Annotated in this window: 20 protein-coding genes; 14 read left to right on the forward strand and 6 right to left on the reverse strand. The window is 62.4% G+C overall.

The window, feature by feature from the left end; genetic code table 11:
* Positions 1-117: 117 nt before the first annotated feature.
* Complete coding sequence (locus QMG79_RS15490; protein ID WP_283539518.1) at positions 118-351, forward strand: hypothetical protein; 234 nt, start codon at positions 118-120, stop codon at positions 349-351.
* On the opposite strand, the gene QMG79_RS15495 is transcribed toward QMG79_RS15490, so the two are convergent.
* The 4 genes from QMG79_RS15495 to QMG79_RS15510 form a co-directional block, all read right to left on the reverse strand.
* Complete coding sequence (locus QMG79_RS15495) at positions 348-533, reverse strand: hypothetical protein (protein ID WP_283539519.1); 186 nt, start codon at positions 531-533, stop codon at positions 348-350. The two genes, QMG79_RS15490 and QMG79_RS15495, sit on opposite strands and share 4 nt — an antisense overlap.
* Before the next feature lie 159 nt (positions 534-692).
* Positions 693-2,015, reverse strand: a complete 1,323-nt coding sequence (locus QMG79_RS15500; RefSeq protein ID WP_283539520.1) for a M1 family metallopeptidase — start codon at positions 2,013-2,015, stop codon at positions 693-695.
* Positions 2,016-2,022: 7 nt separating this feature from the next.
* A complete protein-coding gene (locus QMG79_RS15505) occupies positions 2,023-5,988 on the reverse strand; it encodes a Pls/PosA family non-ribosomal peptide synthetase (RefSeq protein WP_283539521.1) in 3,966 nt (1,321 codons plus the stop codon).
* Positions 5,989-6,057: 69 nt separating this feature from the next.
* Positions 6,058-7,035 (reverse strand): quinone oxidoreductase family protein, encoded by a 978-nt coding sequence (locus tag QMG79_RS15510; RefSeq protein ID WP_283539522.1) that lies wholly within the window; start codon positions 7,033-7,035, stop codon positions 6,058-6,060.
* A 190-nt stretch (positions 7,036-7,225) separates the two neighbouring features.
* Here QMG79_RS15510 and argC point away from each other — a divergent pair, with 190 nt between their 5' ends.
* The 10 genes from argC (at position 7,226) to QMG79_RS15560 (ending at position 17,956) form a co-directional block, all read left to right on the forward strand.
* A complete protein-coding gene (gene argC / locus QMG79_RS15515) occupies positions 7,226-8,257 on the forward strand; it encodes an N-acetyl-gamma-glutamyl-phosphate reductase (RefSeq protein ID WP_283539523.1) in 1,032 nt (343 codons plus the stop codon).
* Entirely contained in the window at positions 8,254-9,420 is a 1,167-nt protein-coding gene (gene argJ / locus QMG79_RS15520; RefSeq protein ID WP_283539524.1) for a bifunctional glutamate N-acetyltransferase/amino-acid acetyltransferase ArgJ, read from the forward strand. The genes argC and argJ overlap by 4 nt, the downstream gene beginning before the upstream one ends.
* A 39-nt stretch (positions 9,421-9,459) precedes the next feature.
* Positions 9,460-10,416 carry an acetylglutamate kinase gene (gene argB / locus QMG79_RS15525; RefSeq protein ID WP_283539525.1) on the forward strand — a complete coding sequence of 319 codons (957 nt, stop codon included), beginning with the start codon at positions 9,460-9,462 and terminating at the stop codon, positions 10,414-10,416.
* Positions 10,413-11,672: an acetylornithine transaminase gene (locus QMG79_RS15530; RefSeq protein ID WP_283539526.1), complete on the forward strand. Its 1,260-nt coding sequence runs from the start codon at positions 10,413-10,415 to the stop codon at positions 11,670-11,672. The genes argB and QMG79_RS15530 overlap by 4 nt, the downstream gene beginning before the upstream one ends.
* Positions 11,669-12,676, forward strand: a complete 1,008-nt coding sequence (argF, locus tag QMG79_RS15535; RefSeq protein ID WP_283539527.1) for an ornithine carbamoyltransferase — start codon at positions 11,669-11,671, stop codon at positions 12,674-12,676. Before QMG79_RS15530 ends, argF begins: the two co-directional genes overlap by 4 nt.
* A complete protein-coding gene (locus tag QMG79_RS15540) occupies positions 12,673-13,203 on the forward strand; it encodes an arginine repressor (RefSeq protein WP_283539528.1) in 531 nt (176 codons plus the stop codon). The genes argF and QMG79_RS15540 overlap by 4 nt, the downstream gene beginning before the upstream one ends.
* A 239-nt stretch (positions 13,204-13,442) precedes the next feature.
* Positions 13,443-14,576, forward strand: a complete 1,134-nt coding sequence (locus QMG79_RS15545) for a N5-glutamine methyltransferase family protein (protein WP_283539544.1) — start codon at positions 13,443-13,445, stop codon at positions 14,574-14,576.
* A 102-nt stretch (positions 14,577-14,678) separates the two neighbouring features.
* Positions 14,679-15,884, forward strand: a complete 1,206-nt coding sequence (locus QMG79_RS15550; protein WP_283539529.1) for an argininosuccinate synthase — start codon at positions 14,679-14,681, stop codon at positions 15,882-15,884.
* A 4-nt stretch (positions 15,885-15,888) separates the two neighbouring features.
* Positions 15,889-17,310 carry an argininosuccinate lyase gene (argH, locus tag QMG79_RS15555; protein WP_283539530.1) on the forward strand — a complete coding sequence of 474 codons (1,422 nt, stop codon included), beginning with the start codon at positions 15,889-15,891 and terminating at the stop codon, positions 17,308-17,310.
* 121 nt (positions 17,311-17,431) lie between these two features.
* Positions 17,432-17,956 (forward strand): pyridoxine/pyridoxamine 5'-phosphate oxidase, encoded by a 525-nt coding sequence (locus QMG79_RS15560; RefSeq protein WP_283539531.1) that lies wholly within the window; start codon positions 17,432-17,434, stop codon positions 17,954-17,956.
* Between the two features lie 60 nt (positions 17,957-18,016).
* Here QMG79_RS15560 and QMG79_RS15565 read toward each other — a convergent pair whose 3' ends face one another.
* Both QMG79_RS15565 and QMG79_RS15570 read right to left on the reverse strand, forming a co-directional pair.
* Positions 18,017-18,496: a methylated-DNA--[protein]-cysteine S-methyltransferase gene (locus QMG79_RS15565; protein WP_502934759.1), complete on the reverse strand. Its 480-nt coding sequence runs from the start codon at positions 18,494-18,496 to the stop codon at positions 18,017-18,019.
* 11 nt (positions 18,497-18,507) lie between these two features.
* Positions 18,508-20,025, reverse strand: coding sequence for a DNA-3-methyladenine glycosylase 2 family protein (locus QMG79_RS15570; protein WP_283539533.1), 1,518 nt, complete (start codon positions 20,023-20,025; stop codon positions 18,508-18,510).
* Between the two features lie 116 nt (positions 20,026-20,141).
* On the opposite strand from QMG79_RS15570, the gene QMG79_RS15575 reads away from it, so the two are divergent.
* From QMG79_RS15575 to tyrS, 3 genes are all read left to right on the forward strand, one after another.
* Positions 20,142-20,828, forward strand: a complete 687-nt coding sequence (locus QMG79_RS15575; RefSeq protein ID WP_283539534.1) for a DNA-3-methyladenine glycosylase — start codon at positions 20,142-20,144, stop codon at positions 20,826-20,828.
* A 76-nt stretch (positions 20,829-20,904) separates the two neighbouring features.
* Positions 20,905-23,133, forward strand: coding sequence for an ATP-binding domain-containing protein (locus QMG79_RS15580; RefSeq protein WP_283539535.1), 2,229 nt, complete (start codon positions 20,905-20,907; stop codon positions 23,131-23,133).
* Between the two features lie 65 nt (positions 23,134-23,198).
* Complete coding sequence (gene tyrS / locus QMG79_RS15585) at positions 23,199-24,512, forward strand: tyrosine--tRNA ligase (protein ID WP_283539536.1); 1,314 nt, start codon at positions 23,199-23,201, stop codon at positions 24,510-24,512.
* Positions 24,513-24,955: the final 443 nt, after the last annotated feature.

Genomic DNA, 24,955 nt, shown 5'->3' on the forward strand with positions numbered 1-24,955 from the left:
GTGTCCCAGGATCATGGACACATTTCCTTCGATGTCCACGCTTGACTGTTGGTGAATCCGCGATCCTGGTAGTCTGCACCGTCATGGAACTCGCTGCTGACGCCTTGGAGAATTACGTTGCTGTACTTTTTTCGTGAAGCACTGGAGGTCAAGGATTCCACGGTGGGACGTCGCATCTACGGTTACGTTTCGGCGATCATTGTTCTCGCTGTAGCCGTCGGTAGCATTCTCGTGGGCACCTCCCCATGGTTTTTTGTCGTCATTGGCATGGCGGGCCTGTCACTCGATTTCTTTCTGGTTCGATCGTGGATCAACAAGAAATTACTGCTTGATGCGACAGAATCACTCTAATCGGCATCGGCGCAGGACATGGAAAGCGATGCGAGCCATGACATCAACATCGTCCGCTGGAGGGCGGTGCCTGCGAGCCCGTGGAGCCTCGGGATGCCCAGCCCAGGCCCCGGCCCGAAAATAGCTCTCAGACGGTCCGTCGTGCTCATGAACCTGACGACAGACCTCTGTTTCTCTGCCATTGCACTGCCCCTTTTTCCGCGGTGCCCGCCACGCCGACTATAGGGTGCGGGGGCGGCCGGGACGATAGGGGCATTGGACCTGAATGGTCCATGGATCTGGCGCAGCAATGCTCACCACCGGAACAGGGGGCCACGCAACCGCTTAGTCCAGGGGTCTCTTCATGGCAGTGCAGGCAGTTCCTCCTGGAACAACCACGGGTGCAGCAGCGCTTCGACGTCAAGCCCGGTGACGCGCTTACCCGTCAGCAGGAATTCAGCCGTCGAAACGGAACCGTGCGACCGTGTCCGCGTCCACTCGTGGAGGAGCGCAAAAAAAGCGATATCCCCACAGGCCTGCCTGAGCACGTGGAGCGCAAGCGCACCGCGCTTGTAGACCCGGTCGTCAAACATCAGTTCCGGTCCGGGGTCTCCGATTATCAGGTCTTCCTCGTCTTCGGCCAGGCCCTTCCAGGCAGACCGTGCACGCTGGACAACGCTGTGGGATCCACTTTCCTCTGACCACAGCCATTCCGCGTAGCAGGCGAAACCTTCATGGAGCCAGATATCTCGCCATGCAGCCAGGGTCAGGGAGTTGCCGAACCATTGGTGCGAGAGTTCGTGGGCAATGAGTCGCTGCGATTCCCAATCAGGTGTGAGGTGGTTCCGTCCAATGATTGACAGGGATTGCGCTTCCAACGGGATTTCCAGATCGTCGTCTGCCACCACCACCGTGTAGTCCTCAAAGGGATAGGGACCGAAGCTGCGCACAAAGAGGCGCATCATTTCAGGCTGGCGACGCAGTCCCGCAAGCGCCGCCGTCGAGAGTTCAGCACTGACGGCTACCTTCTGTGGAACTCCTGGCCCGTTGTCGGACATGCTGATCAGGGCGTAGCGGCCAATCTGGACCGTGGCCAGGTAGGTGGCCATCGGTTCGTCCTGTTCGTACACCCAGGTCTCACGGCTGGACTTTCGCGTGTGGCTGGTGAGGCGACCATTGCTGACAGCACGGTAGTCGGCGTCGGTGGTCACAGCGATCCGGTAACTGGACTTGTGGCGGGGGTGGTCATTGCAGGGAAACCACGACGGCGCGCCGTTAGGCTGCCCGGCAACCAGCACACCGTCAGTCAGTTCCTCCCACCCCACGTCGCCCCACAGCCCCCTGCGTGGCTCCGGGTTTCCTTCGTAGCGGATCTCCAGCCTGGACGTCTTACCGGGGACCAACGCGGTTTCCGGGGTTACAACCAGCTGTTCGGCCCGCTGGTTGAATCGACGGACTTTCTTGCCGTCCAGCAGGACTTTCACAACGCGTAGCCCAGCAAGGTCAAGGACGACGGCGGCCATCTCGCATTGCGCCGTCACGTCCAGGACAGCGCGACCGGAGAGGCGGTTGCTGGCGAGCTTGTAGTCCAGCTCAAGATCGTAGTGAAGGACACGGTACGCCTCGGTGCCCTGATCTGGCATGTAGGGATCCGCTGGTGCGAGGGAAACGTTGGAAGAACTCATGGAAGCCTTAGTGTTCTGGGCGGGTTGCTTTTTCTGCTGACGCGGCGGATGGGCCGGTCCACGGACTGACCGGGTTGCCCATCCAGTAGGTTCCGGCAGGAATGTGTTCACCGCGCATCACCAGCGATGCTGGTCCCACGGTACCGCCGGCGCCAATGGCTGCCTGGGGCAGGATGACTCCATGCGGGCCCATCGTTGCCCCGTCCTGAAGCGTAACAGTGTCGATGCTCATGATTCTGTCGTGGAAGAGGTGGGTCTGGACCACACAGCCCCGGTTGACGGTGGAATTCGCCCCGAGGGTCACAAGATCCGCCTCGGGCAACCAATAGCTCTCGCACCACACACCGCTGCCAATTTTTGCCCCGAGGCCCCGCAGCCACCAAACCAGGGCAGGCGTTCCGGAAGCTGCGCGGGCAAACCAGGGTGCAGTGACAAGCTCAACGAAAGTATCAACTACCTCGTTGCGCCAGATGAAGGAGCTCCAGAGGGCATGCTCACCAGGGTCGATCCGGCCCACCAGAACCCACTTGGCCACCAGCGCCGAAAGTGCGGCCACAGCACCAGCGGCCAGCATCACCAACCCACCCAGGGCAGCTGCTGCGCCATATCCAAGCCACTGCGAAAGGGCGTCGAAGGCCAGCAGCACGCCTGCGGCAATGCCCACAGTGAGGATTACTGGGATGAACCGGCACAGTTCCCAGCAGGCGCGTGCAACCTTGAGCTTTCGGGTGGGCGTATAGGTAACGGAATCGTCCGAGGCAATGGCCGTCCGGCGGAGGCGCACCGGGGGGCTACCGAGCCAGGAGGTACCCGATTTTGCCTTGGCGGGAGTTGCGGAGAGGACAGCCACCAGTGAGTTCTTGGGGACGCTGCGCCCAGCAGCCGTCATGCCTGAGTTGCCCAAAAACGATCGCTTCCCTATTTTGGCCGGTGCAATCCTCAGCCAGCCACCACCTAGTTCGTAGGAGGCCACCATGGTGTCGTCGGCCAGGAACGCGCCCTCGCCCACGGTGGTCATCTTCGGGAGCAGCAGAACCGTGGAGGCCTCCACATTTTTGCCGATTTTTGCCCCCAGCAGCCTGAGCCATACCGGCGTGAACAAGCTGGCGTAAATCGGGAAGAGGAGCTCGCGGGCCAGGTCTAGAACCCGTTCCGTGGCCCACACCTGCCACCCGATCCGGCTCCGTACCCGGTAGCGGCCTTCGGTCAGTCCAAGTCCGAGCAGCCTGGTGACGGCCAGGATCAGCAACAGTGTTCCCATGAACCAGACCAGTGCAGCCAAGGGGAGTGCGGCGAATACCTGTGGCCAGGCCGAGCTGAGTGAGGTGCTGTTCCGCAGGAACGGGAGGACAACTGAAGCGGCAGCCAACGCTGCCACGATGGGGATCAATGCCAAGAAAGCTGAGGCTGCAGCGAAGGCGGCAGACCATAACCAGCTGTGCAACGGGCCCTCTGTGGAATGCTCTGGCCAATCATTTTTGGCCTTTCCTGTCCGGCGGGCAGGGGATCCCGCCACGCTCTGACCCGCCTTGACCTTGCCCAGGACCGCCGATCCTGCCTCCACGCGAGCGCCCGCACCGACTCTGGCGCCCGGCATCAGGGTGCTTCGGGCGCCCACTGTGGCACCCGCGCCAATCCGGACAGAACCGATCAGGACAGAATCCCCGTCGATCCACCAGCCGGATAGATCAACTTCGGGCTCCACATTAGCCCCGCTGCCCAGTGCGAGCATTCCGGTCACGGGCGGGAGGGAGTGCAGGTGGACATCGCGGCCAATGCTGGCACCCAGGGCCCTGGCATAGTAGGGAACCCAGGGAGCGCTGGCGAGGCTGACGGCCCCTGCAAGGTCCTGGATCTGCTCGGCCAGCCAAAGGCGCAGGTGGACGCGGCCGGACCGTGGATACCGTCCGGGTGCAACTCCGCGCAGCAGGACCCTGGCAGCCACCACGGCAATGGCCATCCGGCCAGCTGGGCTAACAAAGACGAGCCATGAGGCAATGACCCACCACCAAGAAACGGTTGCCGCTGCACTGAAACCCGCAAACGTGGCGAGGAGATTGTTGCCAGCCATCAAATAGGTCAGCCACCGCATACCCACCAGGACGTGCAGTGGGATGCCCATCAGGGTCTGGAAAATTTGGGACTTCAGAGTAGTGGGACGTACTCGGCGGATTGCCGCCGGAACGGCTGCCACGCCGCCGGGCAGGGACAGCCGGGCGACGTCGATCAGGGCGCCAATGCGTGGGGTCGCGTAAATGTCAGCGACTGTGATGCTTGGGTAGCGTACGCGGAGGGCGGATACCAGTTGCGCCGCCGCGAGGGAGCCGCCGCCGAAAGCGAAAAAATCGGCGTCGAGGGTTGCTACGGGGCTGCCCAGTACGGCTGACCACTGCTCGGTTATCCACTGGGAATCATCGGGCAGGTTCAGGGGGGCAGCATCGACGTCGGCGCCACGTGCACCGGCCAGTGGCCAGGGCAGCGCATGGCGGTCGACTTTGCCGCTGGTTTTCGTGGGAAGCGAATCCACCAGCGTCAGGAGGGGGATCAATGCAGCTGGCAGTGCCTCACCCAGCAACGTCCGCAGGTGGGACAGATCCGGTGGGACGGCCGTTTCTGCAGCAAGGTAACCCACCAGTATCTGATTTCCGGCAGCTGTGGTCTGTACGGCCGCTGCAGCTCCCCGGACCCCGGGCAACGACTGGAGCGCTGCGTCGACTTCGCCAAGTTCAATCCGGCGACCACCAAGCTTGACCTGTTCGTCTGCCCGGCCCATGAAGATCAGGCCCAGTGCCTCAAACCGGACCAGGTCACCGGACCGGTACGCCCGGTCCCACCCCAGGGTCTCCATGGGCGCATACTTCTCCGCATCCTTGGCGGGATCAAGATATCTGGCAAGTCCCACGCCACCGATAATCAGCTCGCCGATCTCTCCCTCAGCCACGGGTATACCGTCCCCGTTCACAATGGCCAGGTCCCAGCCGTCCAGTGGTAGCCCGATCCTCACGGGGTCCATGCCTGTGAGCGGTGCTGCGCAGGCCACGACAGTTGCCTCCGTAGGTCCGTATGTGTTCCACACTTCGCGGCCCTCCACTGCGAGGCGTGCTGCAAGTTCGGGCGGGCAGGCTTCTCCGCCAAAAATCAGCAGGCGCACGTTCTCCAAGGCCTCGGCAGGCCACAACGCCGCCAGGGTTGGCACCGTCGACACCACGGTGATGCCGTGGCTGATGAGCCAGGGACCGAGATCCATCCCGGTACGGACCAGTGCGCGGGGTGCAGGCACCAGGCAGGCGCCGTGCCGCCAGGCAAGCCACATTTCTTCGCAGGAAGCATCAAAAGCTACCGAGAGTCCGGCAAGGACGCGGTCGTGGACGCCAATTGGTTCTTCCTGCAGGAAGAGCCGGGCCTCGGCATCAACAAAGGCAGCGGAGGACCTATGTGGAACCGCAACCCCCTTGGGAGTCCCGGTAGAGCCGGAGGTGAAGATGACCCAGGCATCGTCGTCCGGCTCTGCAGGTCGGGGTGTCGGAAAAGGAGTAGGTCTGGTTCCCACCCTGCTGATGGCTCCGTCTGCGCCGAGGACGGCTGCCACCTGCGCCTCACCGAAGACCAGGCGCGCGCGTTCCTCGGGGTCGTCGGCATCCACTGGTACGTAGGCGCCGCCAATCAGCAGGACAGCCAAAATCGAGACATACAGTTCGTTGCTTCCGGACGGGATCCGGATGCCAATACGGTCCCCGGCCCCGAGGCCTGCGTGGTGCAGGCGCCGTCCCTTGGCTTTGACGGCTGCCATCAATTGCGCATAACTGAGCGAGGCGGTGCCGTCATCGAGTGCTGAGGCATCGGGGTGGAGCCTGAGTGTCTCGTCCAGGATGTCGATCAGCGTTCGGACGGGCGGGGCGGCAACGGCCCCTGGCAGCTGCGGGAAATGGCGCTCCCGTTGCGACGGCTGGACAGCCTGAATTTTCTCAGTCACTGATGCAGTGTTCCCCGGGAACATGAACGGAAAGTGTCGGAGGGCAATGGAGCATCAGCGTGCCGGAGCTTAGTTTTCATGGGCCGGTACCAGCAGGAGTTTGCCGGTGGTCCGGCGGGCGGCCAGGTCCTCATGGGCCTGCGCGGCATCGGACAGTGGGTAGCTCCCACCAATCCGCACTGCCAGGCTGCCCTCTGCGGCCGCGGCGAAAATTTCCGCAGAACGCCAGCGTCGTTCCTGGGCATTAAGTAGGTGATCGGCCAGCGTGGGACGGGTCAGGAAGAGACTGCCGCCGGTATTGAGCCGCTGTGGATCGAAGGGAGGGACGGGTCCTGAAGCGCCACCAAAGAGAACCATTGTTCCCCTGGTGCGAAGGCTTTTCAGTGAATCGTCGAACGTGTCTTTGCCGACGCCGTCGTACACCACATCAACGCCCACCCCATCGGTAATGTCCAGCACAGTCGTTGCAAAATTGGTGTAGCGGAGCACCTCGTCAGCGCCTGCGGAACGGGCCAGGGTTTCCTTAACATCGGTGGATACGGTGGTAAGGACCCGGGCGCCGCGCGTCTTGAGCAGCTGAATCAAGAGCAGGCCCACACCGCCGGCACCGGCGTGTGTCAGGACTGTCTGACCAGGCTCCACGCGGTAGGTGGAGTTGATGAGGTAGTGGGCCGTCATGCCCTGGAGGGGGAGTGCGGCTGCTGATGCGTCGTCCAGCCCGTCCGGGACCGGAAGTGCTTTGTCCTGGTCCAGGAGCGTGTACTCGGCGTAGCAGTTTGTGCCCTCGGCCGTTGCCACCCGGTCGCCAGGTGAGTAGTCCTTGACGCCGGGTCCAACCGCCTCCACGGTTCCAGCCATTTCCGAGCCGGGGATGAACGGGTACTGCACGGTGTAGACGCCGCTGCGCTGGTACGTGTCAATGAAGTTCACTCCGGCCGCGGCTACTTTCACCAGGAGTTGGCCCGGTCCGGGGCTGGGGCGCTCAGTTTCAACAGACTTCAGGACATCCGGGCCACCGGCCTGTGCCGCGCGTAGTGCTTGCATCATGGGGTTCTCCTTCGCTGGACAGGTTGCTGGCTGCGCTCGCGTTCTCCAGCAATCCTAGGTAGGGATGGACCGCTCGTGAAGCGACGGGCGTCCGAGGCCTTGAGTGTGACAGGTTGCGACGGGCCCGGATTCCATGCCGCGAGTGCATAAATATCGGGACAAGTGAATATGTTTGCTGTACGATGAGGCAATGACTATTTCTGTAGCCGTCTCCGGTGCCAGTGGCTATGCCGGGGGCGAAGTCCTCCGCCTGCTGGTTGGACACCCCGACGTGACAATCGGCGCCATCACCGCCCACAGTAGCGCAGGCTCCAGGCTGGGAGAGCTGCAGCCACACCTCCACGACCTCGCAGACCGGATCCTTGAAGAGACCACTGTTGAGAATTTGGCAGGCCACGACGTCGTCTTCCTGGCGCTGCCACACGGAGCCTCCGCGGCGATTGCTGCGCAGTTGCCCGCCGGGACACTGGTGATTGACGCTGGAGCAGACCACCGGTTGCAGGACCCTGCAGCCTGGGAGAAGTTCTACGGTTCCCCGCACGCCGGGACCTGGCCCTATGGCCTTCCGGAGCTCCCAGGGCATCGCGAGCAACTTCGTGGTGCACGCCGCATCGCAGTCCCTGGCTGCTACCCGACATCGACGCTGCTGGCCCTCGCCCCGGGTTTTACCGCAGGGCTACTGGAGCACGACGACGTCGTGGTCGTTGCGGCGTCCGGCACCTCCGGCGCGGGCAAGGCCGCGAAAGTGAACCTGATCGGTTCCGAGGTCATGGGGTCCATGAGTCCCTATGGGGTAGGCGGGGGGCATCGGCATACGCCGGAAATCGAGCAGGGCCTCAGCGCCGCCGCTGGAGCACCCGTGACCATCTCCTTCACACCCACCCTCGCTCCCATGAGCCGGGGAATCCTCACCACTGCGACGGCAAAGGTCAAGGCTGGGGTGAGTGCAGAGGATCTTCGGCAGGCCTGGAGTGACGCCTACGGCGAGGAACCCTTCATCCATCTGCTCCCCGAGGGGCAGTGGCCAGCGACGAAGTCGGTCCAAGGGTCCAACCATGCGGTACTCCAGCTGGTCTTTGACCCACATGTGGGACGTGTCATTGTCAGCTGCGCTATCGACAACCTCACCAAGGGAACTGCCGGCGGCGCCGTCCAGTCCATGAACATAGCACTAGGCCTGCCTGAATCGGCTGGCCTCCACCTGCAGGGAGTAGCACCATGAGTATCACAGCACCTCGGGGCTTCCGAGCCTCAGGAATAACAGCCGGCCTCAAGGCCTCAGGCAAGCCCGACATGGCGTTGGTGGTCAATGATGGTCCCGCAAAGGCCGCTGCTGCCGTGTTTACAGCCAACCGGGTGGCAGCCGCCCCCGTGCACTGGTCACGCCAGGTGGTATCGGATGGACGCGTTGACGCGGTGGTCCTGAACTCCGGTGGTGCCAACGCATGCACCGGGCCGCAGGGCTTCCAGAACACGCACAGCACTGCAGAAAAGGTAGCCGCGGCCCTGGGGATCTCCGCTACGGATGTTTTTGTCTGCTCTACGGGCTTGATTGGTGAACAGCTGCCCATGGACAAGGTCCTTCCTGGTGTTGAGGCCGCCACGGCAGCGCTCGCCGTTACGGGTGGCCCGGACGCGGCCGCTGCCATTATGACCACCGACACTGTGGCCAAGGAGGCGCTCTACATCGGCACTGATGCGTCAGGTCGAGAATTCAGCATCGGTGGCATGGCCAAGGGCGCCGGAATGCTCGCACCCGGACTGGCCACCATGCTGGTGGTCCTGACCACGGATGCGGACGTGGGACCGGACCTGCTGGAGGTTGCCCTGCGCGATGCCACACGGGTGACTTTTGACCGGACCGATTCTGATGGTTGCATGTCCACCAACGACACAGTGGTGCTGCTTGCCTCCGGTGCGTCCGGTGCTGTTCCGTCCGCTGACATTTTTGGTGCGGGACTGACCCAAGTCTGCGCCGATCTGGCACGCAAGCTCATTGGCGACGCCGAGGGCGCCAGCCACGACATAGCTATCCGAACAGTCAACGCCGCCTCGGAGAAGGATGCGGAAACCGTCAGCCGTTCCGTAGCACGGTCCAACCTGTTCAAGGCCGCAATCTTCGGGAAAGATCCAAACTGGGGCCGGGTGCTGTCCGCCGTGGGCACCACCGATGCAGCCTTCGACCCAGACCAGCTCAACGTGGCCATGAACGGCGTCCAGATCTGCCGGAATGGCTGCATTGGCGATGACAGGTCCCTGGTGGACCTGGAATCCCGTGAGGTCACGGTAGAGATTGATCTGCAGGCTGGAACCGCCGAAGCGACGATATGGACCAATGACCTCACGCACGACTACGTCCATGAAAACAGCGCCTACTCCAGCTGAGCATGCCCAGCCGTACAACTCCTGAGAGGATATCCACCCATGACCGCGCAAGCCCGCGAGAGCACGTCCATGCGTGCGGCCCAGAACAAGGCTGCAACGCTGATCGAGGCACTGCCTTGGATTCAGCGATTCGCGGGGACCACCATGGTGATCAAATATGGCGGCAACGCCATGGTCAACGACGACCTCCGAAGGGCTTTTGCCGAGGACATCGTGTTCTTGCACCATGTGGGAATCCGACCAGTGGTGGTGCACGGAGGCGGCCCGCAGATCAACGCCATGCTCAGCCGCTTGGGCATCGAGTCCGAGTTCAAGGGCGGCCTGCGGGTTACAACGCCGGAGGCAATGGATGTGGTCCGCATGGTGCTCACGGGCCAGGTAGGCCGCGAGCTGGTGGGGCTCATTAATTCCCACGGTCCCTACGCCGTGGGCATGTCAGGCGAAGACGGCGGGCTGCTGCGTGCAGTCCGGACCGGAACCACTGTCAACGGCGAAGAGATAGACCTGGGCCTGGTCGGTGAAGTGGTGGGCGTCAACCCGGCGGGAATACTCGATATCCTCGCCGCTGGCCGCATCCCCGTCATCTCCACAGTGGCTCCAGAGATTGCTCCGGCTGTGGGCGATCCGGAAGCAACGCGCCACCAGACCACCGGCCAGGTCCTCAACGTCAACGCCGATACGGCAGCTGCTGCGCTGGCAGAAGCGCTCGGTGCCTCCAAGCTGGTAATACTTACCGACGTCGAGGGTCTCTTCGCCAATTGGCCAGACCGATCATCGCTGGTTTCCTCGCTGACTGCCTCCGAGCTGCGGACGCTGCTTCCCTCGCTGGAATCGGGAATGATCCCCAAGATGCAGGCCTGCCTCAAAGCTGTGGACGGGGGTGTGGAGCGCGCGCATATTGTTGATGGCCGCCTTGCCCACTCCATGCTTTTGGAAACTTTCACCACCGCGGGCATCGGTACCCAGGTAGTCCCCGACCAGGAGTCAATGGCATGAGCGAGATCGACAAAACGCCCGTCACGGAATTGGTCGACGGCAGCCACCCCACCAGCGGCTCCGAATGGCTGGAACGCTACTCGGGGTCCCTTCTCGGGGTATTTGGCACGCCGCAGCGTGTGCTGGTCCGCGGGGCTGGCGCGTTGGTCTGGGACGCTGACGGACGTCAGTACCTGGACCTGCTGGGCGGAATCGCCGTTAATGCGCTGGGCCACGCGCACCCGTTTGTCACATCCGTGATCTCCAGCCAGTTGGCGACGCTGGGCCATGTGTCAAACTTTTTCACCAGCCCCACCCAGGTGGCCCTCGCAGAAAAGCTTCTCGAGCTGACGGGCGCGCCAACGGGGTCCAAGGTCTTTTTCAGCAATTCCGGAGCGGAGGCCAACGAGGCAGCTTTTAAGCTGGCACGGCTGAACAGCTCCCCGGGCGAGGGCACATCGCGAACCCGCATTGTGGCACTGGAAGGCGCTTTTCACGGACGCACCATGGGCGCCCTGGCCCTGACAGCAAAAAAAGCGTACAGGGAACCCTTCGAGCCCATGCCCGGCGGTGTCGAGCACGTTGCATTCGGAGACATCAACGCGCTCCGTTCGGCGGTGGACACCAGCGTCGCTGCGGTCTTCCTCGAACCGATCCAGGGCGAGGCCGGGGTCCGGCCACTGAGCGCCGAATACTTGCAGGCTGCACGCCAGATCACTCGTGAGGCCGGGGCCCTGCTGATTCTTGACGAGGTCCAGAGCGGCATGGGCCGCACCGGATCCTGGCTTGCCAGTTCCGCTGCGGGAATTACCCCGGATGCCGTGACCCTGGCCAAGGGGCTTGGCGGCGGCTTCCCGATCGGTGCGATGATCACCTTCGGTGAGCATGCATCATCGCTGATGTCTGCTGGACAGCACGGCACCACTTTTGGCGGAAACCCGGTAGCCACAGCCGCAGCACTGGCCACCCTGCATGTCCTGGAATCCCAGGGAATCCTCCGTGAGGCCCGCCACGTTGGCGATTATCTGCGTGCCGGGCTCGCTGCCATCGATGGGGTGACGGAGGTGCGCGGCGCGGGACTTCTGATTGGTTTCGACTTGGCTGCCGCCGTCGCGCCCGCCGTTGTTGTTGCCGCGCTGGAGGCTGGATTCATTGTTAACAGTCCCGCCCCGCACACCATCCGGCTGGCCCCGCCCCTGATCCTCACCACGGACCAGGCGGACCAATTCCTCACTGCATTCCCTGCCATTCTCCAGAGCGCGAAGGACACCCTGTGACCACAACAGCAACACGCCACTTTCTCAAGGACACTGATCTCACGGGTGCGGAGCAGGCGGAAGTCCTGGACCTTGCGCTGCGCATGAAGGCTGCCCCGTACAGTGTCCAGCCGTTCGCCGCGGAGGGAGCTGGCCGAAAAACAGTGGCGGTCATCTTCGACAAGACCTCCACCCGCACCAGGGTTTCTTTTGCCACCGGCATCGCAGACATGGGTGGCAACGCCTTGATCATCAACCCCGGCGAAGCGCAGATTGGGCATAAGGAATCCGTCACGGATACCGCCAAGGTCTTGGAGCGCATGGTCACCAGCATTGTATGGCGTACTGGAGCTCATGCAGGATTGGTGGAGATGGCGGAGAACGCCGCTGTTCCGGTCATCAACGCCCTCTGCGATGACTACCACCCGTGCCAACTCCTGGCCGATCTCCTCACGGTTCGTGAACACAAGGGTGAGCTCAAGGGCTTGACCATGGTCTATCTGGGGGATGCGGCCAACAACATGGCCAACTCCTACCTGCTGGCTGGGGTCACTGCAGGAATGCACGTCCGGATTGCCGGGCCTGAAGGGTATCTTCCTGACCCAGCAATAGTTGCCGCTGCCGAAGAGCGCGCCGCTGAAACCGGCGGCTCGGTCCTCATCACCACAGACGCCACCGAAGCGCTTACCGGGGCGGACGTTGTTGCCACTGACACGTGGGTCTCCATGGGGCAGGAGGCGGAAAAGGAACAGCGTATGCGGCTGTTCCAGGAGTATTCGGTGGACGATTCCGCCATGGCCAAAGCATCCCAGGGTGCCGTTGTGCTGCATTGCCTTCCGGCGTACCGGGGCTACGAGATTTCCGCCTCAGTTATTGACGGTCCGCAGTCAGTGGTCTGGGACGAGGCGGAGAACCGGCTGCATGCGCAGAAGGCTCTTATGGCCTGGCTGCTGCATCAGTCCGGCCTTGCCGTAGTGGCTGGTCTTCCCGCCCTTGGCGCCGCGACGGAGGCGGCTCAGGCGTGAGCGTTACCCCTTCCGGCACAGGCATCAGCCCGGCCACCAAGACGGCCAGGCAGGCGCGCATCACGGCCATCCTGACCGGGGAATCCGTTCGTTCGCAGGCTGAGCTGGCGGCGAGGCTGGCGGACGACGGCGTGCAGGTCACCCAGGCAACGCTCTCCCGTGACCTGGTGGAACTTGGTGCGGTACGGGTGCGCGGCACGGAAGGTGTACTTGTTTATGCCGTTCCTGGTGAGGGCGGTGAACGGGGGGCCAGAAGCGGTGTGGGCCAGGAGATCCTCGACGCCAGGCTGGAACGGCTGTGTGGTGAATTGCTGGTCAGCGCCGAAGCATCGGCAAACCTTGTTGTCCTCAGGACGCCGCCTGGAGCCGCCAACTTCCTTGCCCTAGCCATTGACCACTCGGTCATTCCTTCGGTGCTCGGCACCATTGCGGGCGATGACACCATTGTGCTGGTGGCACGCGATCCTGATGGTGGAACGGCGCTTGCCGCCAAGTTCCTGTCCATGGCCGAGACTACGCTGGGCTAGTCCGAAAAGGCGCTACTCGCTGGAGGCTCGGGCACGGGGGATCTGGCTGCACTGTCTAGAATGAGATGTCGGCCCCACGCGCCCGGCAGCTCAGCGCTCGGTCCCTGATCGACGCATCAGATCCTGGGATAGGAATCCTCATCAACACCCCCACAGGCCACGAACCGGACTGCTCCGGGCTGTCAGCCGTGTCCACCGAAGCCACGGAAGATTTCACAGCTCCATCCACCCGGGCGGACATGACACAGCCTGCCGCTGCGGGGCCGCTTGTGACCTGGGCCGTGGATGGGGAGAGCCGTTCTGCCCGGTGGCGTACGGCCAACGAGCGGCCAATGCCTGTCCGTGTGGAGGTTGTTGACGATTCCCTGACAGCAGATGACGCCAACCGGATGGCTTCCCAGGGAGTTGCCATGCTCTGGCTCGGTGACTTCCACAATGCCCGCCAGATCCTCAACGCACTGGACCGCAGGCTTGGTGGCGGAAAACGGAAAACTGCTGCGTCTCCTGCGGATGGGTTCTACCGTCACCGGCAATCGCGTTCACACCGGGCGCGAATCCTGGGGATGCTGCTTGTTCCGCTGAACCCCGGCCCAGTAGTGCCGCTGCGGCGTTCTCCGGACCTCCGCGCAGCCGCGCAGGAAGCGTACGGTGAGATCAGCGAACCGTCAGTGGTTTCGCTCCACGAGCTGGTGGGGGCTATTGGTGCACACGAATGGCGCAGGAACGGTGTTCCTGTTGCGGCACTGCAAGCCCGGATCCATCCGCACTACGGGACTTTTTTCCCCACCCGTAGCGAGTATGTGGATCTTGTGGCCCTTGCGCCGCTGCCGGCAACCACAGTGGCGTTCGACATTGGCACCGGAACCGGCGTGCTGGCAGCCGTATTGGCCCGCCGTGGCGTGCAGCGGGTGATAGCAACCGACAATGAGCCCAGGGCAATTTCCTGCGCTGCCGCGAACTTCACCACGCTGGGTGTTCAGGAGCAGGCAGAAGCGATCCTTGGTGATATGTTTCCAGCTGGCCGCGCGCCGCTGGTGGTCTGCAACCCGCCCTGGATTCCAGCCACGCCCCACTCGTCACTGGACAGCGCCGTTTATGATCCAGGGAGCCGGATGCTGCACCGTTTCCTGAGCGAGCTACCGGACCACCTGGATCCCGGGGGTGAAGGCTGGCTGGTGCTCTCGGACCTGGCGGAGCATCTTGGCCTGCGGACGCGCCTGGAACTCCTCGAAGCCATCAGTGCGGCCGGGCTCACCGTTCTGGACAGGCTGGATACCAAGCCCACGCACGCCAAGGCGTCGGACCCCAATGACCCACTCTTTGCTGCCAGGTCCGCAGAGGTTACGTCGCTGTGGAGGCTCGCAGCTACCTAGGATTCTGGCCTTGCACTGTATGTATATCTATGTAGACTTATGAATAATAATTAGTAAACGGTGTGCGTCATTGCGACGCGGCCCAGATCGAGGAGATTTTCCATGACTGAACGCATTGTTCTGGCCTACTCCGGTGGCCTTGATACGTCCGTAGCCATCGGTTGGATTGCCGAGGCAACAGGGGCAGAAGTCATTGCTGTCGCCGTCGATGTCGGGCAGGGCGGCGAGTCCTTGGAGACCATCCGCCAGCGCGCACTTGGATGCGGCGCCGTCGAGGCCTACGTTGCGGATGCCAGCGACGAGTTCGCCAACGACTACTGCATGCCGACCTTGAAGGCCAACGGCCTCTACATGGGCCACTACCCGCTGGTCTCCGCTATTTCCCGACCGGTAATTGTCAAGCACCTGGTCAAGGCTGCCCGCGAGTTCGGCGCCACCACCGTGGCCCACGGATGCACGGGAAAGGGGAACGACCAGGTCCGTTTCGAGGTGGGCATCCAGACACTCGGGCCGGACCTCAAGTGCATCGCCCCCGTTCGCGACCTCGCCCTGACCCGCGACAAGGCCATTGCCTACGCCGAGGAGAAGGGACTTCCCATTGAAACCACCAAGAAGAACCCGTACTCCATCGACCAGAACGTCTGGGGCCGCGCAGTAGAGACCGGCTACCTAGAAGACATCTGGAACGGTCCCACCAAGGATATTTACGATTACACAGCTACACCGGAATTCCCGCCTGCGCCGGATGAAGTCATCATCTCCTTTGAGGCTGGCATCCCGGTTGCGCTCGACGGCGTCAAGGTCACCCCGCTGCAGGCAATTCAGGAACTGAACCGACGGGCCGGCGCCCAGGGTGTAGGCCGGATCGACGTTGTGGAAGACCGTCTGGTGGGGATCAAGTCCCGCGAGATTTACGAAGCTCCCGGCGCCATGGCCCTGATCACCGCACACAAGCACCTTGAAGACATCACCGTTGAGCGCGAACAGGCACGCTTCAAGGCCACTGTGGGCCAGCGCTGGTCCGAACTCGTCTATGACGGACAGTGGTTCTCGCCGCTCAAGCGTTCGCTGGATGCCTTCATTGACGAAACCCAGAAGTACGTCACGGGAGATATCCGGATGACCCTCCACGGCGGTCAGGCAGTCGTCTCCGGCCGCCGCTCCGGTACCTCGCTGTACGACTTCGACCTGGCAACCTACGACACCGGCGACACCTTCGACCAGTCAATGGCCAAGGGATTCATTGAACTGTGGGGCATGTCCGCCAAGGTAGCGTCCGGTCGCGATATCCGCGTCGCGGGACAGTAGCCCCATGGCTGACCACAAGGGAACCAACCAGGGCGCGCTGTGGGGTGCCCGGTTTGCCGGTGCACCTGCCGACGCCCTTGCCGCCCTGAGCAAGTCAACGCACTTCGACTGGCGTCTGGCACGCTACGACATCGCTGGCTCCAAGGCCCACGCGCGGGTCCTCCACACCGCAGGTCTGCTGGACGCCGGTGAGCTGGAAGGTATGCTGGCCGCCTTGTCCGCGTTGGACCAGGACGTGGCCTCCGGCGCCTACCTGCCAGCTGAATCCGATGAGGATGTCCACGGCTCCCTTGAACGCGGCCTGATTGAGCGGGCCGGGTCCGAATTGGGCGGGCGGCTCCGTGCTGGCAGGTCCCGCAATGATCAGGTGGCAACACTGGGCCGCATGTTCCTCCGCGACCATGCCCGAATTGTGGCCCGCGGCGTCCTTGCGACAATTGATGCACTGGTGGACCAAGCCAGGGCCCACCAGGGTGTCGCCATGCCTGGCCGCACCCACCTGCAGCACGCCCAGCCGGTCCTGCTGAGCCATCACCTTTTGGCCCACGCCTGGGCCCTGCTGCGAGATGTCCAGCGGCTCCAGGACTGGGACAAGCGCGCAGGTGTCTCGCCCTACGGTTCGGGAGCCCTTGCCGGCTCCTCGTTGGGACTGGACCCGGAGGCCGTGGCTGCTGAACTTGGGTTCTTTTCCGCGACGCACAACTCGATTGACGGCACGGCATCGCGTGATGTTTTTGCCGAGTTCGCGTGGGTCTGCTCGATGATTGGCGTGGACCTTTCCAGGGTGTCGGAGGAAGTGATCCTGTGGGCCACCAAGGAATTCTCCTTTGTTACCCTGCACGATTCCTACTCCACGGGTTCATCGATCATGCCGCAAAAGAAAAACCCGGACGTTGCTGAACTGGCCCGCGGCAAGGCTGGTCGACTGATCGGAAATCTCACAGGACTGCTGGCGACCCTGAAAGGCCTTCCGCTGGCCTACAACCGCGACCTCCAGGAAGACAAAGAGCCAGTTTTTGATGCTGCGGACACCCTTGAGGTGCTCCTGCCCGCCGTATCAGGGATGATTGCCACCCTCACCTTCAATACTGAGCGGATGGCCGCACTTGCGCCGCAGGGCTTCGCGCTGGCGACGGACGTTGCCGAGTGGCTGGTCCGCCAGGGTGTGCCGTTCCGTGACGCACATGAGCTCTCCGGTGCAGCAGTCAAGCAGGCCGAATCCCGAGGTGTTGAACTGTGGGACCTGACGGATGCGGAGTACGCGGCAATTTCCCCGCACCTGACGCCGGACGTTCGGACGGTCCTCTCCACTGAGGGTTCCCTGAACAGCCGGAACTCCCAGGGTGGTACTGCTCCAGCCGCCGTCGTCCGTCAGTTTGCCGCATTGGAAGCTGAGCTGGCGGAAGTGCGCGGGTACGCCGGCTGACCAGACTTTCGCGGACCCCGCAGCTGTCCTCCAGGGCAGTTGCGGGGTTTTTGCGTCTTCACTGTGTCCGCCTCGAAGGCCTGGGCACCAGAAGCATGTGCGGGTGCCCTAGGGTGGTGCCATGAGTGAAACGTTCCGCCAGCGACTCCGTGCCCTCCCCGATTTTCCCGCAGACCTTCCTACCTTTGATCCCGGCAGCGCGCCAGCGGATCCTGCCGAACTTTTCAGGTCCTGGCTGGATGAGGCTCTCGCCGCGGGGGAGCGGCAGCCGCACGCGTGTAGCTTTGCCACGGTGGGGCCGGACAGCCAGCCGTCGTCAAGGATGCTGATCTTGAAGGACATCGATGAGTCCGGTTGGCAGGTGGCATCTGCCCGTACGTCGCGCAAGGGTAGGGAACTGAGTGCCACGCCTTGCGGCGCACTGAACTTCTATTGGCCCTCGCAGGGACGCCAAGTGCGCGTTGTTGGCTCTGTGGCGGAACTCTCAGCCGAAGCCTCTGCAGAGGATTGGGCGCAGCGGCCCGGCGCAGACGGCAAGACCAACCCGCAGTGGCAGGTCTACGCCGTGATCCCGGCCGAGATCGAATTCTGGCAGGCAAGCCATGACAGGCATCACATCCGGCACCGCTACGGCGCCGCAACCTAAGCGAGGTTCCCAGGTGAACAGGCATTGGTAGTTCACTAGGGTTAATAACGCCGGCTTTCATCACGCGCGTTCGCGTGCAAGAAGACTTTCCTTGATTCGCAGGCCCCACCGGAAACCGCCCAGTGTCCCATCTGTCCTGATCACGCGATGACACGGAACGAAGAGTGCTGCGGCGTTAAAAGCGCAGGCGCTGGCTGCCGCGCGCACTGCAGCGGGACGGCCCGCCAGAGCCGCGTATTGAGTGTAGGTCACGGGCTGACCTGGTGGCACCATCCTGAGTGCGTCCCATGCAGCAACCCGAAACGGTCCTGAATACTGCCGGACGGGAACCATCATGGCAGGTGAGGGATCGCCGTCATAAAAGCGTTCGACTGCTGTGGAAATGGGTCCCAGCTCCTCCACAAAGATCAGCTGGGCCGGCAGTAATACCCGGTGAATCTGTCCGGTCAGGTCAGCGGGGTCGGCAGTCCAGCCGGAAGCCAGAACAGCCTGATTTTCCGCAATGATGGTGAACGGACCGTCAGGGGTAGACATGGTCATGACATGTGCAGTCACTGTGCTGCTTTCTCTCGGGTTCGCGTGGTTGCGGGTTGTGGCGGTGCGCTTGGCGCGCAGGGGGCTGCTGCTGCCCGCCACAGATGCAGGGTGGCATAGGATCGCCACGGGCTCACGAGCCTGAATTCTGGATCGGCGCCTGCTGGCCTGCCAGAAGTCACCTCGGTGGAGAGTGCCTTGATGCCGTTGCGGACGGCGGCATCGTTGGCCAAGAATACGTCCGGTGCGCCCAGGATCCGCATGGCGGCGTACCCCACAGTCCAAGGCCCCACGCCAGGCAGCGGCAGGAGCTTCTGTTCCAGGGTCTCAACAGTGTCGCCATAGCCGAATGCCAGATCGCCGGAAGCCATCATGGCTGCGGCATTCCTGATCGAGTCAATCCGACGTTGGGGGCCGCGGATTGCCTCCCACCCGGTCTCGGCGATCTGGTGCGGTGTCGGGAACAGCCTGTCCAACCCCGGGGCCGCCTCCTTGATGGACTGACCACAGACTGCCACCGCCGTCAGGGATGTTCGGGCGGCAGCGACGGTGATCTGCTGCCCGATCATGGCACGCACCAACAGCTCAGCGGGATCCACGGCACCGGGCATGCGAATACCGGGAGTGCCCCCGACTGTCCCGGCCAAGCGGGCGTCTATGCTGAGCGCAGCGTCAATGGCGACGGGGTCGGCATCGAGGTCCAGCAGCCGTCGGACCCGGCTCAGCAGGGACGAAAGATCGCGAAGATCCACTGTGTGAATGGCAAGCTGCAGTGGTGCGCTGGCCCGCTGCGGATCAAGGCTGACGGTGAATGCTGCGGGTCCATTGCGCATTCCCAGTGCCCGGGAGTAGGAGGTTGATGTCCCTACTTCGATGCCGGGGACGCACCGTGCCGCGAGGAAGCTGAAGATTCCGGGATCAAAGGGTGCCCGAAATGGCAGGGCGAGGCGCAGCGCGGTTCCGGTGGTCCCACCACGGTCCCGTGTTGTAGCCCGAAGTGCCGTGGGCGTCAGCGCAAAAACTTCCTGCATGGTGTCGTTGAACTGTCGGACGCTGCTGAAGCCCGCGGCGAAGGCCACGTCGGCAAAGCGTAGCTGGGTGGACACCAGCAGTGTCCGCGCCGTTTGGGCGCGGGCGGCACGTGCCAGGGATAAGGGCCCGGCGCCGAGCTCCGCGGTCAGGATCCGGTTCAGTTGCCTGGCCGAATACCCCAGGGTCTTCGCCAGTGTGCCGACTCCCTCATGGTTCAGTGCACCGTCGCTGATCAGCCGCATGGCACGTGCGGCGGTGTCGGATCGAAGATTCCAGGCGGGGGTTCCCGGTACGGCCTCCGGGAGGCAGCGTTTGCAGGCCCGGTAGCCAGCATCGTGGGCGGCGGCTGATGTTTCGTAGAACCTAACATTCGAGGCCTTGGGCGTTCGGGCCGGGCAGGACGGCCTGCAGTAGATCCCCGTCGTGCGCACTGCCGTAAAGAACTGGCCGTCAAATCGGGGATCACGCGTGTCGATCGCCCGGTAGCGCTGCAGGAAGTCCATGTAGCCATCCTTGCAGCCCGGCAAGGCCTCCGCTAGCGGAAATCGGACATGACCGTGGCAGCATGGATCCCTCTTGGGAACCGCTGATTCCACCGCGGCCACGTAGTGTCGGGGCCATGGCTACCGAGGAACAGTTCCCCCACGCCGAATCGCCAGCCGAAGGGTTGCGTTCGCTACTGTCGCAGAATCCACTGGTGACGGCCCCGCGGCTCCTGGGTGCGGTGTTCAGCCATGAGACCCCTGCTGGCCGCGTGAGCGTCCGGCTGACTGAACTTGAGGTCTACCTAGGTGAACGAGATTCCGCAGCGCCGGATCCTGGGTCCCACGCATTTCGAGGGTCAACCACCCGCAACCTTCCGATGTACGGTCCCCCTGGCATGCTGTACGTCTACTTCACCTATGGTTTGCACCACTGCGCCAATATTGCGTGCGGCCCGGAGGGGCAGGCAGCGGCAGTCCTTCTACGTGCGGGCGAGGTGGTCACCGGTCACCACCTCGCCCGCAGCCGACGATTGGCCGCACGTACTGACCGCGATCTGGCGCGGGGACCCGCCCGCCTTGCGCAAGCGTTGGCACTGACCACCGAGGACAGCGGTAAGGACGCACTGTCCGGCCGCTACTCGTTGGAGCTGGCGCCGCCGTCGGACATTTCCGTCCATTCCGGACCCAGAACGGGAGTTTCGGGTCCTGGTGGATCGGGGGCCTATCCCTGGCGTTTCTGGATTGCCGCGGACCCAACAGTGTCCGCTTACCGCGCCGCGAAAGACAGAACGAGATCGGAGAGGGGTAGTACTGCCCGCTGAACCCGGAGTTTGGGCCACGTTCACCGAATTGGGAGTAGAATAAACGGTCCGTAAATTGCGATAGGGGAACGCCTCGATGCACGATGCCGATCTGGCCCAAGAGCAGGACTATGTTGCGGGCCTATACACCCGATTGGATGAGCTGCGCGCCGAAAAGCGCTTCCAGCTTGCGCAGGTCCGACGTTCTGGTGCCGTGGGCACCATGCAGAACGTTTCCGAACGTGACGCTTTTGCTGCGCTATACGAGGACCGCCTTGCGCAGCTTGATGCCGTGGATGACAGGCTGGTTTTTGGCCGGCTTGATCTGGACTCCGGCGAGGCCCAATACATTGGGCGAATTGGGCTCAGTACCGAGGACCTGCAGCGCCTCATGATCGACTGGCGCGCTCCGGAAGCAGGCCACTTCTACCAGGCGACCGCTTTCGACAGGCAGGGCGTGCGCCGGCGCCGGCACCTGATCCTGCAGGGTAGGGACGTCAAGGCAATCGAAGACGACGTCCTTGATTCGGAGCTGCTGCTCGACCAGGAAGCGCTGCAGGGTGAAGGTGCGCTGCTGGCGGCGCTGAATTCGCGGCGCACCGGTCGCATGTCTGACATTGTAGGCACCATCCAGTCGGAGCAGGACCGTATCATCAGGTCACCCATGTCAGGGGCACTGGTGGTGCAGGGTGGTCCCGGTACAGGCAAGACGGCCGTGGCGCTGCACCGTGCCGCATACCTTCTTTACTCGCATCGAGAGCGACTCAAGACGGCCGGTGTGCTGTTGGTGGGTCCATCGTCATCGTTCATGAGGTACATCGAACGGGTCCTTCCTTCGCTCGGTGAGACGGGCGTGGTCATGGCCAGCGTTGGCCGCCTGATGCCCGGCATCACGGCCATCCCGGAGGCCGAATCCGACGTCGCTGCCATCAAGGGACGCCTCAGCATGGCGAAGGTAGTGGCCAATGCCGTAGCCAACAGGCAACGTATCCCGGCTGCCACGCGATACCTCGAGGTGGATGGTCGCAAGCTTCTGTTGACACCGCGCCAAGTCCGGCGCGCCCTTGACCGGGCTCGCAACACCGGAAAGCCGCATAACGAGGCGCGCCTGACCTTCATCAAGATCATGCTCCGTGAGCTGACGGAACAGATGACGGAGCTGGTTGAGGAGAACAACCTCGGCAACAACGCCGACCGTTCCTATCTTGCGGAAGATGTCCGCAGTGCACGTGATGTCCGCACGGTCCTGAACCTGTGCTGGATGCCCATGACTCCGGAGAAGCTGATTTCCGAGCTCTTCAGCAAGCCTGCAATTCTTGACGCCTGTGCTCCGGGACTGACGGCCGTGGAGCGTGATGCCCTGCGGCGGCCCGTTGATGCGCCCTGGACTGAATCCGATGTACCGCTGCTGGACGAGGCGGCGGAACTGCTGGGGGAGTTGGACCCACTTGCGGGACGCGCCATGGCGCAGCAGGAAAATGACAGAGCTCGGGACTTGGCCAATGCCAAGCAGACACTTGTCAACATGGAGGCTGCAGGTGTGGATGTCCTTGTCTCGGCTGAGGAATTGATGGACGGCAACCAGGAGCGCGAGACCAGACTGACCGCTGCCGAGCGCGCCACGACGGACCGGACCTGGGCGTTTGGTCACATTGTGGTTGATGAGGCGCAGGAACTCTCACCCATGCAATGGCGACTCCTCGTTCGGCGGTGCCCGCTGAAGTCATTCACCATTGTGGGCGATATTGCCCAGACAAGCTCCATTGCTGGGGCCAACTCCTGGCAGTCAGCACTGTCGCCGCTCTTTGGTGACAGGTGGCAACTTGAGGAACTCACTGTCAATTACCGCACGCCCGCCCAAATTGCCGAGGCGGCGGTCCGCATGGCCAATGCGGCTGGCCTGGTGGTCTCAGCACCCAAGGCAGTCCGGGAAGGTAAATGGTTCCCTGAGGTTGATCGAGTCCCCGTTGGCGGCGTGATTGACAGGCTTCTGGACGTCGTCCCCCATGAGCTGGAAGCGCTCGACGGCGGATTGCTGGCCGTGATTGCCGACGGTGACCTGCTGCCTGAGGCAACGGCAGCCCTGCGTAGTGTCTACGGTAAACGCATTGGCAATGGTGCAGGGAGCTACGAACAGGACATCGTTGTCATCAGCCCCCGGGATGCCAAGGGTCTCGAATTTGACGGCGTGGTGATTTTGGAGCCGGGGGACATGCTGAGCCAGAAGCACGGTCGTGTGGGAGACCTCTATGTCGCGATGACCCGCGCAACCCAGAAGCTCCACCTGATTGCTTCCGGTCCGGTCCCAGCCGGAATTGAACCCTGATGGATGTGTCCGCGTGGCGCTGCGTCCTGCGCCACGCGGACAGTCGTAGCTGCTAACTTAGAGTCGTGCCTGACATCGACTCACTCAAGACGCAACAGAATGATTCCAGCTTTGACAACGTGTGGCAGGAGCTGAGGTGGCGTGGCCTGGTCCACGTATCCACTGACGAAGCAGCTCTGGAGACACTTCTCGGTGGGGATCCCATCACCTATTACTGCGGCTTTGACCCGACAGCGCCGAGCCTGCACCTTGGGAACCTTGTCCAGCTGCTGTTGATGCGGCGCATCCAGCTTGCGGGGCATAAGCCGCTTGGCCTCGTCGGCGGATCTACCGGGCTCATCGGAGATCCGCGCCAGACGGCTGAACGAGTCCTCAACACCCCTGAAACTGTTGCCGAGTGGGTGGGCAGCCTCCAGGTCCAGGTTCAGCGTTTCCTTTCCTTCGAGGGGGTCAACGCAGCCCGGATGGTTAACAATCTTGACTGGACCGGCCCCATGAGCGCCATCGATTTCCTGCGTGGCATCGGCAAATACTTCCGCGTCGGCACCATGGTGAAAAAAGACATCGTTGCAACCCGTCTGAATTCCGACGAAGGTATCAGCTACACCGAATTCAGCTACCAGGTGCTCCAGGGGATGGATTACCTGCAGTTGTTCCGAGACTACAACTGCGTTCTACAGACCGGTGGTTCAGATCAGTGGGGCAACCTCACGAGCGGGACGGACCTGATCCGAAAAGTTGAGGGGAGCCACGTGCACGCCCTGGGCACGCCGCTGATCACCAATGCCGATGGCACTAAGTTTGGCAAGAGCGAGGGTAATGCCATCTGGCTGGACCCACAGATGTGTAGCCCGTACGCGTTCTACCAATTCTGGTTGAACACAGCTGACAGTGATGTTGTTGACCGGCTCAAGGTTTTCACGTTCCTGAGTCGCAGCGAGATTGAGGAAATCGCAACAGAAACAGCTGACCGTCCCTTTGCCCGGACCGGACAGCGCCGGCTTGCTTACGAGGTCACGTCGCTGGTGCATGGAGTCGACGCGACAGAGAAGGTCATTGCCGCGTCGGCCGCGCTCTTCGGTAACGGCAATCTTTCAGACCTTGATGAAGCCACGCTGACGGCCGCTACCACTGAATTGCCCTCGGTCAGTGTCGCGCGGGAAGGGCTGGGTATCGTCGACCTCCTGGTCGCATCAGGCCTTTCCGAAAGTCGTTCGGCGGCACGCCGCACAGTCGGCGAAGGCGGGGCCTACGTCAACAACTCCAAGATTTCGGACCCTGAGGCAATTGTTGCCGAATCCGATCTCCTCTACGGCCAGATCCTGGTCCTGAGGCGCGGCAAAAAAAATCTGGCGAAAGTTAAGGTGTCAGCGCCCTAGGGCGCTCTCAACGCCCGCCAACCGTTCGCCACCGCCCGATTTGCACGGCCGGTGGCGAACGTGTAATGTCATTCGAGTCGCCGCCGCAGAGTGGCGACAAACCCCCACAAAATGAGCAGTAATACTTCATGTGCAAGGCACATAAAATGAAGAATTACGGTGAATTATCGTGGGGAAATTCTTTTGAACGATGAAATCCAGATGAAAACATGGATTTGCAAAGTTCAAATGAATGAAATAAGATTGAAACATCGCAGCGAAGAAAAAGCGAGAAAAACAATTAGTTACTAAAATAATTGTTTCGTAAATATTCGAATGTGTCTGTTGTTTGAGAACTCAATAGTGTGCCAAGTTTATTGATACCAATTTTTTATATGAATTGGTTGAATTATGCCAGGTTGTGCCGCCCCTGTGGTGCGGTCTGGTTATTTTTTGGCTGGTTT

The sequence above is a fragment of the Pseudarthrobacter sp. PS3-L1 genome, from assembly GCF_030063285.1.
Lineage (GTDB): Bacteria > Actinomycetota > Actinomycetes > Actinomycetales > Micrococcaceae > Arthrobacter.